The organism is Tardiphaga sp. OK246, from assembly GCF_900188215.1.
GTDB lineage: Bacteria > Pseudomonadota > Alphaproteobacteria > Rhizobiales > Xanthobacteraceae > Tardiphaga > Tardiphaga robiniae.
Window position 1 is genome coordinate 95,115 of sequence record NZ_FZOX01000005.1, and the last position, 14,365, is coordinate 109,479.

15 protein-coding genes and 1 tRNA gene are annotated in these 14,365 nt (G+C 61.5%); 7 read left to right on the forward strand and 9 right to left on the reverse strand.

Features of this window, described 5'->3' with window-relative positions; all coding sequences use genetic code 11:
- Positions 1-42: 42 nt before the first annotated feature.
- The 6 genes from CHC01_RS21895 to CHC01_RS21920 form a co-directional block, all read right to left on the reverse strand.
- Positions 43-1,140: a sn-glycerol-3-phosphate import ATP-binding protein UgpC gene (locus CHC01_RS21895; protein WP_089266384.1), complete on the reverse strand. Its 1,098-nt coding sequence runs from the start codon at positions 1,138-1,140 to the stop codon at positions 43-45.
- A gap of 6 nt (positions 1,141-1,146) precedes the next feature.
- Positions 1,147-1,995, reverse strand: a complete 849-nt coding sequence (ugpE, locus tag CHC01_RS21900) for a sn-glycerol-3-phosphate ABC transporter permease UgpE (RefSeq protein ID WP_089266386.1) — start codon at positions 1,993-1,995, stop codon at positions 1,147-1,149.
- Positions 1,995-2,876 (reverse strand): sn-glycerol-3-phosphate ABC transporter permease UgpA, encoded by an 882-nt coding sequence (gene ugpA / locus CHC01_RS21905; RefSeq protein ID WP_089266387.1) that lies wholly within the window; start codon positions 2,874-2,876, stop codon positions 1,995-1,997. Before ugpA ends, ugpE begins: the two co-directional genes overlap by 1 nt.
- A gap of 105 nt (positions 2,877-2,981) precedes the next feature.
- The gene (gene ugpB / locus CHC01_RS21910) at positions 2,982-4,295 is read right to left on the reverse strand and encodes a sn-glycerol-3-phosphate ABC transporter substrate-binding protein UgpB (RefSeq protein WP_089266389.1); all 1,314 of its coding nucleotides are present in this window, start codon (positions 4,293-4,295) and stop codon (positions 2,982-2,984) included.
- A gap of 167 nt (positions 4,296-4,462) precedes the next feature.
- Complete coding sequence (locus CHC01_RS21915) at positions 4,463-5,671, reverse strand: CaiB/BaiF CoA transferase family protein (protein WP_089266390.1); 1,209 nt, start codon at positions 5,669-5,671, stop codon at positions 4,463-4,465.
- Between the two features lie 222 nt (positions 5,672-5,893).
- Positions 5,894-6,319 carry an organic hydroperoxide resistance protein gene (locus tag CHC01_RS21920; RefSeq protein WP_089266392.1) on the reverse strand — a complete coding sequence of 142 codons (426 nt, stop codon included), beginning with the start codon at positions 6,317-6,319 and terminating at the stop codon, positions 5,894-5,896.
- Positions 6,320-6,480: 161 nt separating this feature from the next.
- On the opposite strand from CHC01_RS21920, the gene CHC01_RS21925 reads away from it, so the two are divergent.
- The gene (locus CHC01_RS21925; protein ID WP_089266394.1) at positions 6,481-6,939 is read left to right on the forward strand and encodes a MarR family winged helix-turn-helix transcriptional regulator; all 459 of its coding nucleotides are present in this window, start codon (positions 6,481-6,483) and stop codon (positions 6,937-6,939) included.
- Positions 6,940-6,962: 23 nt separating this feature from the next.
- On the opposite strand, the gene CHC01_RS21930 is transcribed toward CHC01_RS21925, so the two are convergent.
- From CHC01_RS21930 to CHC01_RS21940, 3 genes are all read right to left on the reverse strand, one after another.
- Complete coding sequence (locus tag CHC01_RS21930) at positions 6,963-7,199, reverse strand: GIY-YIG nuclease family protein (RefSeq protein WP_089266885.1); 237 nt, start codon at positions 7,197-7,199, stop codon at positions 6,963-6,965.
- A gap of 202 nt (positions 7,200-7,401) precedes the next feature.
- A tRNA-Ala gene (locus CHC01_RS21935) sits at positions 7,402-7,477 on the reverse strand.
- A gap of 81 nt (positions 7,478-7,558) precedes the next feature.
- On the reverse strand, positions 7,559-7,972 hold the full coding sequence (locus CHC01_RS21940; RefSeq protein WP_068730321.1) for a TIGR02300 family protein: 414 nt from the start codon (positions 7,970-7,972) through the stop codon (positions 7,559-7,561).
- A 147-nt stretch (positions 7,973-8,119) separates the two neighbouring features.
- Between CHC01_RS21940 and aroA the strand changes: the two genes are divergently transcribed.
- From aroA to CHC01_RS21970, 6 genes are all read left to right on the forward strand, one after another.
- Entirely contained in the window at positions 8,120-9,469 is a 1,350-nt protein-coding gene (gene aroA / locus CHC01_RS21945) for a 3-phosphoshikimate 1-carboxyvinyltransferase (protein ID WP_176454678.1), read from the forward strand.
- Between the two features lie 110 nt (positions 9,470-9,579).
- A complete protein-coding gene (gene cmk / locus CHC01_RS21950; RefSeq protein WP_089266398.1) occupies positions 9,580-10,218 on the forward strand; it encodes a (d)CMP kinase in 639 nt (212 codons plus the stop codon).
- A 262-nt stretch (positions 10,219-10,480) separates the two neighbouring features.
- On the forward strand, positions 10,481-12,184 hold the full coding sequence (gene rpsA, locus CHC01_RS21955) for a 30S ribosomal protein S1 (protein WP_068730324.1): 1,704 nt from the start codon (positions 10,481-10,483) through the stop codon (positions 12,182-12,184).
- 201 nt (positions 12,185-12,385) lie between these two features.
- A complete protein-coding gene (sppA, locus tag CHC01_RS21960) occupies positions 12,386-13,366 on the forward strand; it encodes a signal peptide peptidase SppA (RefSeq protein WP_089266400.1) in 981 nt (326 codons plus the stop codon).
- A 161-nt stretch (positions 13,367-13,527) separates the two neighbouring features.
- A complete protein-coding gene (locus CHC01_RS21965) occupies positions 13,528-13,839 on the forward strand; it encodes an integration host factor subunit beta (RefSeq protein WP_089266402.1) in 312 nt (103 codons plus the stop codon).
- Positions 13,840-13,926: 87 nt separating this feature from the next.
- Positions 13,927-14,316: a LapA family protein gene (locus tag CHC01_RS21970; protein WP_176454679.1), complete on the forward strand. Its 390-nt coding sequence runs from the start codon at positions 13,927-13,929 to the stop codon at positions 14,314-14,316.
- The last annotated feature ends 49 nt before the right edge of the window (positions 14,317-14,365 follow it).

The following is a 14,365-nucleotide window of genomic DNA, read 5'->3' on the forward strand; positions in this document are numbered from 1 at the left end:
CTCTAAATTGCCGGGAAACCGTTACTAAGGCCTTGAAACCGATCAGATATCGATCCGGTTACGGCCGTTAGCGCTGAACAGGTGCAGTTTGTCGCGGGAAGCCGTGGCGCGGATCGAAGCACCGATGGCCGGGGCATCCTGGCCGGGGATACGCACGATGACCTCGCCCTCGGGCAGCTCGCCCGGAGTGGCGCTGACGGCCTTCTCGGCCCGCGCGCGGGTGCCATAGACGAAGGTTTCCGCGCCGACCCGTTCGATGGCCTCGACCGTCAGGTTCAGCGTGATGCCGCCGTCAGTTGCGGCCGCGCCGGAAATCGCAAGGTCTTCCGGCCGGACGCCCAGGATACCGGCGTCGGCGGCGCTGCGGCTGTCGCCGGCGAACTGCGCACGGATCTCATCGCCGCCCAGCTTGATCAGGTTCATCGGCGGCGCGCCGATAAAGGAGGCGACGAAAGTGGTCGCCGGCTTGCGGTAGATATCGAGCGGACTGCCGATCTGCTCGACCTGGCCGCCGTTCATTACCACCAGAATATCCGCCAGCGTCATCGCCTCCAACTGATCGTGGGTGACGTAGATCGACGTCGTCTTGAGGCGACGTTGCAGCTTGCGGATTTCGACCCGCATGGCAACGCGCAGCTTAGCATCGAGATTGGACAGTGGCTCGTCGAACAGGAACACTTTCGGCTGGCGGACGATGGCGCGGCCCATGGCAACGCGCTGGCGCTGGCCGCCGGACAATTGTCTGGGCTTGCGATCGAGCATGCCGGCGAGTTCGAGTGTCTGAGCGGCTTCGCGTACGCGCGTATCGATCTCCGGCTTCGGCATGCCCCTGTTGCGCAGGCCGTAGGCCATGTTGTTGTAGACGCTCATATGCGGATAGAGCGCGTAATTCTGAAACACCATGGCGATGTCGCGATCCGCCGGCTCGATCTCGTTGACGATACGGCCGCCAATATCGACCTCGCCGGAGGTGACGGTTTCGAGGCCGGCAACCATGCGCAGCAAGGTTGACTTGCCGCAGCCGCTTGGCCCGACGAGCACGCAGAACTGGCCGTCACCGATATCGAAATCGATGCCTTTGATGGCCTCGAAGCCGCCGGGATAGGTCTTACGGACGTTGCGCAGCGAAACATTGGCCATCTGAACTTACTTCTCCGTCTCGACCAGGCCACGCACGAACAGCCGCTGCATGAACACCACCACGGCGACAGGAGGCACCATCGCAAGAATCGCCGTCGCCATCGCGAGCTGCCATTCAGCGAGTTCATCCGTCGTCGTCAGCATTTTCTTGATGCCGGTGACGATGGTCTGCATGGATTCTTGCGTCGTGATCAGAAGCGGCCACAGATACTGGTTCCAGCCATAGATGAACTGGATCACGAACAGCGCTGCCATTGTGGTGACCGACAGCGGCAGCAACGTATCCTTGAAAAAGCGAAAGGGGCCGGCGCCGTCGATGCGCGAGGCTTCGAGCAGTTCATCGGGGATGGTCATGAAGAACTGGCGAAACAGCAGCGTGCCGGTGGCCGATGCGATCAACGGCAGGATCAGCCCGGCATAGGTGTCGAGCATCTTCAGATCGGCGATTACCTTGTAGGTCGGATAGATACGGACCTCGACCGGCAGCATCAGCGTCACGAAGATGATCCAGAAAGCCGTCTGGCGGAACGGAAAACGGAAATACACCACGGCATAGGCGGAGAGGATCGAGATCACGATCTTGCCGAGCGCGATGCCCATTGCCATGACGAACGAGTTCATCAGCATATGGCCGACCGGCTCGCGGCTGGCGCGCGACCCGCCGACGAAGATGGCCCGGTAATAGTTCTCCAGCGTATGACTGCCCGGCAGCATCGGCATGTTGCCGTTGACCACCGTTGCTGCGTCATGGGTCGAGGCGATCAGCGCGACATAGACCGGGAAGACGACGATGAACACGCCGAAAGTCAGGATCGCGTAAGCGAGGATGTCGTTCCAGCGGCGGTGTTCGACCATCAGTACTGCACCTTGCGCTCGACGTAGCGAAACTGGATGGCCGTGAGCGCGATCACGATCACCATCAGGATCACCGACTGCGCAGCTGATCCGCCGAGGTCGCCGCCGAGCCTGCCGTCGGCATAGACCTTGTAGACCATGGTGGTCGTCGCCCCGGCCGGCCCGCCGCCGGTGACCGCGTCGATGATGCCGAAAGTGTCGAAGAAGACGTAGACGACGTTGACGACCAGCAGGAAGAACGTGGTCGGCGACAGCAACGGGAACGTGATCGTCCAGAATCGCCGATACGGCCCGGCGCCATCAATCGCCCCGGCCTCGAGTACGCTGCGCGGGATCGCCTGCAGGCCAGCCAGGAAGAACAGGAAATTATAGGCGATCTGCTTCCACACCGCGGCCATGACGACGAGCGCCATGGCGTGGTTGCCGTTCAACATCGGATTCCAGTTGAAGCCCATCATGCGCAGCGGTCGTGCCATGGTGCCGAGGGAGGGATGGAAGATGAACAGCCACAGCACGCCGGCGACGGCCGGCGCCACCGCATAGGGCCAGATCATCATGACCTTGAAGGTCGGTGCCGCTTTCAGATTCTTGTCGGCCTGGGTGGCGAACAACAATGCGATCGACAGCGAGAGCGCCGCGACCAGCGACGAGAACACCACGGTCGTCGCCATTGCCTTGTAGTATTCCGGCTGGGCCAGCAGCGCCTGATAGTTCTCCAGCCCGATGAATTCCGAGTTCAGGCCGAACGCGTCCTCGCGCAAAAACGATTGCCAGACAGCCTGGCTGGCCGGCCAGTAGAAAAACACCAGGGTGATGACCAGCTGCGGCACGAGCAACAAATATGGCAGCAGCTTACCCTTGAAGACCGCGGACTTTTCCATGCAGTTCGTCGTGCCCCAGAAAGCAGCCTCATTCTGCTCATGTCATCGCCCGTCCAAGCGCGCAATTGCGCGCGAGGCCGGGCAACGACAGCGTCCGCTTGAATACTACTTCGCAGTCTTTTCGAAGGTCCGCAACATGGCGTTGCCACGGCTCACGGCGGTGTCGAGTGCCTGTTGTGCCGTCTTCTGGCCACCCAGCGCAGCCTCGATCTCTTCGGACCAGATGTCTCGCAACTGCACCATGTTGCCGAACCGCAGGCCGCGCGAATTTTCGGTCGGCTCCTTGTTGGTCAGCTCCTTCAGTGGGGTCTGCAGGATCGGGTTCTTGTCATAGAAACCGTCGGTCTTGGTCTTTTCATAGGCGGCCTTGGTGATCGGGAGATAGCCGGACTCCTGATGCAGCTTGGCCTGACGATCTGTGTCGGACAGGAAGCTGAAGAACTTGGCGATGCCCTTGTATTCGTCGGGCTTCTTGCCGCCCATCACCCACAGCGAGGCACCGCCGATGATCGAATTCTGCGGCGCGCCGGTGACGTCGGGATAGTAGGGCATCGGCACCGAGGTGAAGGCGAATTTGGCGGTGCCCTTCGCCGTCGCGTAATAGCCGGACGAGGTCATGAAGAGCGGGCATTCGCCGGAGCCGAAGCGGCTCTCGCTGGCATTGGCGCGACCGGAATAATCGTAGGTCTTGTCCTTCTGCAATTCGATCAGCGTCTGCAGATGTTTGACATGCAGTGGCGAATTGAATTTCAGCTCGGTGTCGAAGCCGTCGAGCCCGTTCGCTTTCGTGCCAATCGGCACGTTATGCCATGCCGAGAACTGCTCGATATTGGCCCAGGTCGCCCAGGCATTGGAGAAGCCGCAGGTCGCATAGCCGGCCGCCTTGAGCTTCTTGGCGTCCTCAAACACTTCGGGCCAGGTCTTGGGAATCTCGGCAATATTGGCCTTCTTCAGCGCATCCAGATTGACCCACATCACCATCGACGATGAGTTGAAGGGAAACGACAGCATTTCGCCCTTCGATGTCGAGTAGTAGCCGGTGATCGCGGGCAGGTAGTTGATCGGATCGAACGGCTCGCCCGCATCCTTCATCAGCTGGTAGACAGGTTTGACGGCGCCCTTGGCGCTCATCATGGTCGCGGTACCGACCTCGAAGACCTGCAGGATGTGCGGTGCGGTGCCGGCGCGAAATGCTGCGATGCCGGCATTCATGGTGTCGGGATAGCTGCCCTTGAAGGTCGGGACCACCTTGTAGTCCGGTTGGCTGGCATTGAAGTCAGCCGCGAGCTTGTTGACGATGTCGTTGTTGCCGCCGGTCATCGCGTGCCACCACTGGATCTCGGTCACCGCTTGCGCGGGCGAAGCGAGCGCCAGCGTGCATGCGAACAGAGTGGCGAGTGCGAATTGGGGGCGGATCATCCAGTTTCTCCCATTAGCCGTCATCGTCTCGTTGCAACAAAGCTGCGCCGGATGACGTGCATGCGACATTTTGACAGCGCGGATGCTAGGCGGGAAATGGCGGCGTTGGGAAGCCGCAAAAAGTCGAAGACGAACGGGGCTGCGGATCGCGCAGCCCCGTGTTGTTCTTATCGCTTGCGCTCGGAGCCGCTCACGGTTCCTTTGGCAACCAGCTCCTTGATCTCATCACCGGAGTAGCCGAACTCGGTGAGGATCTCGTTGAAGTGCTCGTTGAACTTCGGCGGCACGTGGCGCAGGCTCGCTTTGGTGCGGTCGAAGCGGACCGGCGAGGCGACGCCCTTGTACCAGTCCTTTTCGATGATATCGCCGCGATGCTTCGTGTGCGCATTGGCGAGCGCCTTGTCGATCGACTGCACTGGACCGGCGGGGAGGCCGGCGCCAAGCAGACGCTCGCACAGCGGCGCGCTGTCGTGATCCTTCAGGATCGCTTCCAGTTCGGCCCGCAGTGCATCGCGATTCTGTACGCGGTCGCGGTTGCGTGCGAAGCGCACGTCCGTGCCGAGTTCCGGCTTGCCAAGTTCGCGGCACAGCTTCCGGAAGGTGCCGTCATTGCCGACGCCCATGAAGATGTTGCCGTCGCGGGCAGCGAACACGGCGTAGGGCACCAGGTTCGGATGTTCGTTGCCGGTCAGCGCCGGCGGCTTGCCGCCATTGTAGAAATAGTTCGCGGTATGCGGATGCATGATCGCGAGGCCGGTTTCGTACAGTGTCGCCTCGACGAATTGACCGAGCCCCGATTTGGCACGCTCGGCGAGCGCCATCAGGATCCCGACGCAGGCATAGAGACCGGTCGCCATGTCGACGAGCGCGACGCCGATGCGGGTCGGGCCGCTTTCCTGCGAGCCGGTCGATGCCATCAGGCCGACCATCGACTGGATGATCGCGTCATAGCCGGGGTGCCCGCCATGTGGGCCGTCGCCGCCGAAGCCGGAGATGCGGCAATGGATCAGCTGCGGGAATTTCTCGCGCAGGAAATCGTTGCCGATTCCCCATTTGTCGAGCGTGCCGGGCTTGAAGTTCTCGATCATCACGTCGGCATTTTCGAGCATCCGCATCAGCACACTACGACCGCCGTCGGAGGCGAGGTCGAGACCGATCGAACGCTTGTTGCGGTTGGTGCCGATGAAATAGGCCGCATCGTCGTCGTGGAAGGGGGGGCCCCAGTCGCGAGTCTCGTCGCCGGCGGGCGGCTCGACCTTGACGACGTCAGCGCCGTGGTCGGCCAGAATCTGGGTGCAATAGGGTCCGCCAAGAACGCGCGACAGATCGATCACGCGCAGGCCGGCAATCGCGCCGGGAGCTATGGGCAAGCTCATTCAATCAGCCTTCTCTCAAGTGTCGTTGGGATATTTTTATGCCAGAGAGCATGTAAGGGCTGTCAGAGCTAGCGGGCTTCCGGCTGGTCAGCAATGGCCTTGTCCGGGCAGCGGCTATGGCCAGAGCGAGGGTATGGCGCAACCGCCAGACGAACGCGAACGGGCTCGGCCGATGGCCGAGCCCGTTCGTATCGAGAGTTAATTCGCTTGCGTCGCCGTAACTCAGACGATCACGGTGCGGACGTCGATATTGCCGCGTGTGGCGTTGGAATACGGGCAGACCTGATGCGCTTTCTCGACCAGCGCTTCAGCTTCTGCGCGCGCCAGACCCGGCAGGGAGACCGCGAGTTCGACATCGAGGCCGAAACCACCAGCCGAGCGCGGACCGATGCCCACCGTGGAGGTGACCGAAACGTCTGCGGGCACCTTGGGGCCGCCCTGCGAGCCCACGAACTTCATCGCGCCGATGAAACAGGCAGCATAGCCGGCCGCGAACAGCTGCTCGGGATTGTTGCCGGCGCCGCCTGCGCCGCCGAGTTCCTTCGGCGTGGTGAGTTTGACGTCGAGCGCGCCATCAAGCGTAGCGGCGTGGCCATCGCGGCCGCCGGTTGCCTTGGCGCTGGTCTTGTAGAGCACGTTGACAGACATGGTGGGTCTCCTCGTTGTTTGTGTCTTGCCCTATCATAATTGCGCACAATTAGATTGTGCGCAATACATAAAATGGACGGGGCAATCGAATTGTGCTCAACTGATCGTGAAGGGGTTTGGGCCTGGGATCACCTGTGGCCAGATAAGCTCCGGAGATAATCATGGCCAAGAAACCCGCACCTGTTCCGCTGCTGCAGCTCGATAACCAGCTCTGCTTTGCCGTCTATTCGACCGGCCACGCGTTCAACCGCGTCTACAAGCCGCTGCTGGACCGATTGAAGCTGACCTATCCGCAATATCTGGCGATGCTGGTGCTGTGGGAGCAGGACAATGTGCCGGTGAAGGACATCGGCGAGCGGCTGTTTCTCGATTCCGGCACGCTGACGCCGCTGTTGAAGCGGCTGGAAGCGGCCGGCCTGATCAAACGCACCCGCAGCATCGAAGACGAGCGGCAGATGCTGATCGCATTGACGGCGCAAGGTCAGGCGCTGCGTGAAAAAGCCAAGGCCGTGCCGCAGGGAATTCTCGCAGCGTCAGCCTGCACGCTCGGCGAAATGGCCGCGATGAAAAATGAACTCGTGGCGCTACGTGATCGGCTGAACGCAGCGCTCGGGGATTAGCGGTGTGGCGCCTGCCTGCGGAGTTAGAGGCGTTTTTTCGCGAAGGCGCGGCCTGATCCGGACTTGAGGTACTTCTCGAACGCGAATGCCTGCTTTTCATCACTGAAGGCGACGTAGGTTTTGATTCGCCAGGGCCGGTATTTGGAGGTGTGCGTTACTTCGCCCGCATTATGCTTCGTGAGCCGGGCTCGTAAATCGTCTGCGATGCCGATGTAGAAGTGCTCCGAGTCGAGGCTTTCGAGGATGTAGACATACTTCATCGGCGTGTCCCACAGGCGCGAGAAGAGCATCGAATGATGAAGGCAGTTTAATTGCGAAGTTTAAGCATTGAGAATTTTTGGAGAACAGCTGCCGAGGTCCGCCTACGCCCTGTGGGCTACGGCGGGACATCCTTCGCTCGCTTCGCGTCCGATGGTTTGGAGTAGGGCTTGCCGAGCCGAAGCTCGCGAAGCGAGCGAAGGATGGTGGAGCCAGGCGGGATCGAACCGCCGACCTCTTGCATGCCATGCAAGCGCTCTCCCAGCTGAGCTATGGCCCCAATACCTGCGACGCACTGGGTGGGGCGTCGCGCGGCAAACCAAGATCACATATCAGGAGTGATCTCAAGTCTCTTCTGAGCTTAACTTTCTTCGTCGCCCGAGACGTCGCCGATGATGTCGGTCACGTCCTCATCGCCTTCTTCTTCGTCGGCAATGAAGGTCGAATCATCGTCCTCATCGTCATCGATGGTGTCATCGACTTCGATATCGTCCTCGGATTCCAGCACGGCAGCCTTCTTGCCGGTATTTTCCTCGGCGTCGGCTTCCTCCAGCGAGACCAATTCTTCGCTCTCGGCGGCTTCCGGAGTTTCTGCGGCGGCAGATGCTGCAGCTGCGCGTGCGGCTGCATCCGCGCGGGTCCGCGGCGGCGCAATCGGCGCAATCGGCACAACCTCGCCCGTATAAGGCGAAATCACCGGGCTCTTGTTGAGGTCGTAGAACTTCTTGCCCGTCGTGGGGCAAATGCGTTTGGTTCCGAGATCGGATTTGGCCACGTGAAGGGTCCTGGGGATTTTTTGAAAAACGGTGCTTCACTTGGCTAGTTGACGCGCCCCTGTCAATAGCGGTTTGCGTGAGAATGACCGCTGCGTGACGCAGCGTGGCTCATATGCTACGAGCCGCCTGCGCGAAGGAACACAATCTTGACCCAATCAGACACAGCCGCCGCCCAGCCGACCCCGCTGACAGCGCGAAAATCCGGTGCCCTGCGCGGCTCTGCCCGCGTGCCCGGCGACAAGTCGATCTCGCACCGGGCCCTTATTCTGGGTGCGCTGGCGGTCGGCGAGACCCGGATCACGGGGCTGCTGGAAGGCGAGGACGTCCTGAATACCGCCAAATCGATGCAGGCGCTGGGCGCCAAGGTCGAACGAACAGGCGATTTTGCGTGGAAGGTCAACGGCGTCGGCGTTGCCGGCTTCGCCGCGCCCAAGGCGCCGCTGGATTTCGGCAATTCGGGTACCGGGTGCCGGCTGGTGATGGGGGCTGTCGCGGGCTGTCCGATCGAGGCGACATTCGATGGCGACGCGTCGCTGCGCAGCCGACCGATGCGCAGGATCGTTGATCCGTTGGAGCTGATGGGCGCCAAGGTCACCGCGAGCGAGGACGGCGGGCGTCTGCCGCTGACGCTCAAAGGCGCGCGTGATCCGCTGCCGATCGTCTATCGCACCCCGGTCGCCTCCGCCCAGATCAAGTCAGCCGTGCTGCTGGCCGGCCTGTCGGCCCCGGGCACCACCACGGTCATCGAGACCGAGGCCAGCCGGGACCACACCGAGCTGATGCTCAAGCATTTCGGCGCCGAGATTACTTCCGAAAAAGAAGGCGCGCACGGCCGCAAGATCACGCTCACCGGCCAGCCCGAATTGAAGGGTGCCGATGTCGTGGTGCCGGCAGATCCGTCCTCCGCAGCATTCCCGATGGTTGCGGCATTGATCGTGCCGGGCTCCGAGATCGTGCTCACCGATGTGATGACCAATCCGCTGCGCACCGGGCTGTTCACGACGTTGCGCGAGATGGGCGCATCCATCGAGGAAAGCGATATCCGCGGCGATGCCGGCGAACCGATGGCGCAGTTCCGGATCACAGCGTCGAAGCTGCACGGCGTCGAAGTGCCGCCGGAGCGCGCGCCGTCGATGATCGATGAATATCTGGTGCTGGCGGTGGCTGCGGCTTTCGCAGAGGGCACGACCATCATGCGCGGGCTGCAGGAGCTGCGTGTGAAGGAATCCGACCGTCTGGAAGCCACTGCGGCGATGCTGCGGGTCAACGGCGTCAATGTCGAGATCGTTGGCGACGACCTCATCGTGCACGGCAATGGCCGTGTTGCCGGTGGCGGCCTCGTTGCCACCCATATGGATCACCGCATCGCCATGTCGGCGCTGGCCATGGGCCTCGCTTCCGACAGACCGGTGACCATCGATGACACGACATTCATCGCCACCAGCTTCCCCGATTTCATCCCGATGATGCGTCGGCTGGGTGCTGATTTCTCCTGAGGTTGCCGGCGTGGATATTTCCGGAGACGGGTGCTAAGCCCGCGCAGGTCGCGCGAGCCTGACTCCCGATCCACCGCCATTCATCGTGACAAGACGAGCACGCGCAACGCATGATTATTGCTATCGACGGTCCCGCCGCATCCGGAAAAGGCACGCTGGGCAAACGGCTTGCGCACCATTACGGTTACCGGCACCTCGATACCGGCGTGATCTATCGCGCGGTCGCCAAGGCGATGCTCGATCTTGGCGCGGACCTGACCGATGAGGCGCAGGCCGTGGCTGTCGCCAGTGAGCTCGATCCCGAGAAATTCGGCAATCCGGCGCTGAAGACCCAGGAAGTCGGTGATGCGGCCTCTGTGGTCTCGGCCATCCCCCGGGTGCGGGAGGTCCTTTTGAACTTCCAGCGGCGTTTTGCCGAGGATCCGCCGGGTGCGGTGCTCGACGGCCGGGACATTGGAACCGTGATCTGCCCCCATGCCGACGTGAAGATCTTCGTCGTCGCCGATGCCAGGGTCCGCGCCCGCCGGCGCACCCTGGAGGCTCTCGGACGGGGCGAGGTGGCCGATGAGGCCGCCGTGCTGGCGGATATCGTCAGGCGCGACGAACGCGACCAGAACCGCCCGATTGCGCCTCTGAAGCCGGCCACGGATGCATACTTGCTGGATAACTCCAATTTGGATATAGAAGGCGGCGTCCGGGCCGCCATCGACATTGTCGAGGCCGTCCGAGCGGGCCGGCAACGGGTCTGATTTTTCTTTCTTTCCGAAAGACGTCAGACAAAACCGTTGCCGTCATTGGAGGAAAGCCCGCTCCCGATCTCGAGCTGCGATACGCGCTTCAGGCTCCGGACACCATCAAGACCCTACCCACGTTTCGATCGTGAAGGCATGCTGCCGGCCCGTTCTTGCATCCTCCTGCAAGGCGGTCGTTAGAGGTTGCGGACCCCTGACACTTCACATTTGAGACGCCCATTAACCCGAACGGCCGGCGATACCCGCATCTGGAGAACAAATGGCTTCGACTGCTTCTTCGTATAATCCTTCCCGCGATGATTTCGCGGCAATGCTCGACGAGTCCTTCGCGGGCGGCAACCTTCAGGAAAGCTCTGTTATCAAGGGCATCGTGGTTGCGATTGAAAAGGACATGGCCGTCATCGACGTCGGCCTGAAGACTGAAGGCCGTGTGGCACTGCGCGAATTCGCCGGTCCCGGCCGTGACAGCGAACTCAAGGTCGGCGACGAAGTCGAAGTGTTCCTCGACCGGATCGAAAACGCACTGGGCGAAGCCGTTCTGTCGCGCGACAAGGCCCGCCGCGAAGAGAGCTGGGGCAAGCTCGAGAAGGCCTTCAACAACAACGAGAAGGTTCACGGCGTCATCTTCAACCAGGTCAAGGGTGGCTTCACCGTCGATCTCGACGGCGCAGTGGCCTTCCTGCCGCGTTCGCAGGTGGACATCCGTCCGATCCGCGACGTGGCTCCGCTGATGAACAACTCGCAGCCGTTCCAGATCCTCAAGATGGATCGTCGCCGCGGCAACATCGTCGTGTCGCGTCGCACGGTTCTCGAAGAGACCCGCGCCGAACAGCGTCAGGAACTGGTCCAGAACCTCGAAGAGGGTCAGGTCATCGACGGCGTCGTCAAGAACATCACCGATTACGGTGCGTTCGTTGACCTCGGCGGTATCGACGGCCTGCTGCACGTCACCGATATCGCGTGGCGCCGCGTCAACCATCCGACCGAAGTGCTCACCATCGGTCAGACGGTCAAGGTCAAGATCATCAAGATCAACCACGAGACCCACCGTATCTCGCTCGGCATGAAGCAGCTGCTCGACGATCCGTGGCAGGGCATCGAGGCGAAGTACCCGCTGAACGCACGCTTCTCGGGGCGCGTCACCAACATCACCGACTACGGCGCATTCGTCGAACTGGAGCCGGGCATCGAAGGCCTGATCCACGTGTCGGAGATGTCGTGGACCAAGAAGAACATGCACCCCGGCAAGATCGTTTCGACCTCGCAGGAAGTCGAAGTGCAGGTTCTCGAAGTCGACAGCGTCAAGCGCCGCATTTCGCTCGGTCTCAAGCAGACCATGCGCAATCCGTGGGAAGTGTTCGTCGAGAAGTTCCCGGTCGGTTCGACCGTCGAAGGCGAAGTCAAGAACAAGACCGAGTTCGGTCTGTTCCTGGGTCTCGAAGGCGACGTGGACGGCATGGTCCATCTCTCCGACCTCGACTGGAAGCAGCCGGGTGAGCAGGTCATCGATAACTTCAAGAAGGGCGACATGGTCAAGGCCATCGTCCTCGACGTGGATGTCGAGAAGGAGCGCATCTCGCTCGGCGTCAAGCAGCTCGAAGGCGACCCCTTCGCAGAGCCGGGCGACGTCAAGAAGGGCGCTGTCGTGACTTGCGAAGTGATCGAAGTGAAGGAATCCGGCATCGACGTTCAGATCGCCGGCACCGACTTCACGACCTTCATCAAGCGTTCGGAACTGGCGCGCGAGCGTTCGGATCAGCGCGCTGAGCGTTTCGCTGTTGGCGAAAAGGTCGATGCCCGCGTGATCCAGTTCGACAAGAAGGCCCGTAAGGTCCAGGTGTCGATCAAGGCTCTCGAAGTGGCAGAAGAGAAGGAAGCCATCGCGCAGTACGGATCGTCGGATTCGGGCGCGACCCTCGGCGACATTCTCGGCAAGGCGCTCAAGCAGAGCACCGACAAGTAAGCGCGCAAGTAAGTTTCGACTCACTTGTTGCTACCAATTGGGCCCCGGTTTCACCGGGGCCCTTTTGGCTGTTTCGACCATGTTTTCTTCATATTGCCTCGCAATTGATGTATTTGAGATACCTCAAGTAAACGCTGCCCGGACGACAGATGCAGCATCCGCCAGACGCAAGCTCTCCCGAGGGCTTCCAGGAGATTTCCGATGTCGCTTGATTCCGATGTGATCGTCGATCGCCGCAGGATACGTCGCAAGCTGACGTTCTGGCGCGTGGCAGCGGTGCTGGCCGCGGTCGCTGCTGTGGTCGTCGTCGGCGTCGTCGTGACACGGTCGGGCTCCGAGGCGCTGTCGTCGTCGGGGGCGATTGCGCGCATCAAGATCGAGGGCCTGATCCAGAGCAACAATGATCGCGTCGAGGCGCTGGAGCGGCTGGAGAAGTCATCGGCGGCGGCGGTGGTGGTACATATCAATTCGCCGGGCGGCACCACGGCTGGCTCCGAGCAGCTCTATGACGCGCTGATGCGCCTCAAGGCCAAGAAACCGATGGTCGTTGTGGTCGAGGGCCTGGCCGCATCGGGCGGCTACATCGCGGCACTCGCATCCGACCATATCGTTGCGCAGCAGAGCTCGCTGGTCGGCTCCATCGGTGTTCTGTTCCAGTTTCCCAATTTCACGGGGTTGATGAAGACCGTCGGTGTCGAGGTCGAGCAGGTCAAATCTTCGCCCCTGAAGGCGGCGCCCAATGGTTTCGAGCCGACCAGCCCGGAGGCGCGGGCAGCGCTGGAATCGCTCGTGAAGGACTCCTATGGCTGGTTCCGGGGACTTGTGCAGAGCCGCCGCGCCATGGATGACGCGCAACTACAGAAAGTCGCCGATGGCCGTGTTTTCACGGGACGCCAGGCCGTGGACCTCAAGCTGATTGATCAGCTTGGCGACGAGAAAGCCGCCGTGGCGTGGCTGGTATCCGAGAAGAAGATCAAGAGCGACCTGCCGGTTCGCGACTTCAAGCTGACGCCTAAATTCAGCGATTTCACCTTCCTGCGCGCTGCTGCGACGATCACACTCGATGCAGTGGGTCTCAACGCGATCGCGCGGCAAGTCGAGCAGGCGGGCCTCGCGCAGGCCATGGACGGCTTCGGTCTCGATGGCATGCTGGCGCTGTGGCGGCCGGCCACCACCAACTAGGGAACTGCTCGTCCTGTTCTTTCTGCACTGCAAGGAAGGCTGCAACAACGGTTTCGGGCATTTGTCACGCATTTTCGAAGGTGCCCGAATTCATTTAGCGTCTTGACAGTTCAAGGCATTTTCACGGAAATGCATCCTCCCGTTCAGAGTCCAACGTCTCGATGATCAAATCCGAACTCGTTCAACGCATCGCTGAGCATAACCCGCACCTCTACCAGCGGGATGTTGAGAACATCGTGAATGCGATTCTCGATGAGATCGTGGCTGCGCTGGCACGCGGTGACCGTGTCGAACTCCGCGGCTTCGGTGCATTCTCGGTGAAGCATCGCCCGGCCCGCGCAGGCCGCAATCCGCGGACTGGCGAGCATGTTCCGGTAGACCAGAAGAGCGTTCCGTTCTTCAAGACCGGCAAGGAAATGCGCGAGCGGCTCAACCGTGAGAATGGTGCGCCGGAAGCCAGCGCGGCGTCATAAAGAACTTTGAGGTCGCGCGCATTCGGGCCGACAGGTCTGAGCCAATTAGCGGAATGCGCGCCCGCATCGCCTTCGCGAGAGACGTTGATGCGCAAATTCTTCTCAGCCCTGCTGATCATCCCCCTCGCGATCGTCTTCGTCGTGTTCGCCGTCGCCAACCGTCATATGGTCACGGTCTCCTTCGATCCGTTCAACAGCAGCGATCCCGCGGTCGGTGCCACGTTGCCGCTATTCGTTGTGATCATCCTGTCGGCCATCCTGGGCGTCATCGCAGGGGGAATGGCGACCTGGTTCAGGCAAGGGCACTGGCGCCGCGCAGCACGTCAGCATGAGGTCGATATCAGGCGGGCCCGTGCAGAACTGGCCGATCTGCGCGCCCATACCGCGACCACGTCACGGAACGGTGTGCAGCGGCTTCCGGCGCCGGGTTCCTCCTATATGGCCGGTGAGCGAGACAAGTCCGGCGCGACGTTGTAGAACCCCGCGCATAGGCTTTTCCCGCCATTCCCGGTATTACCAGCGGCCA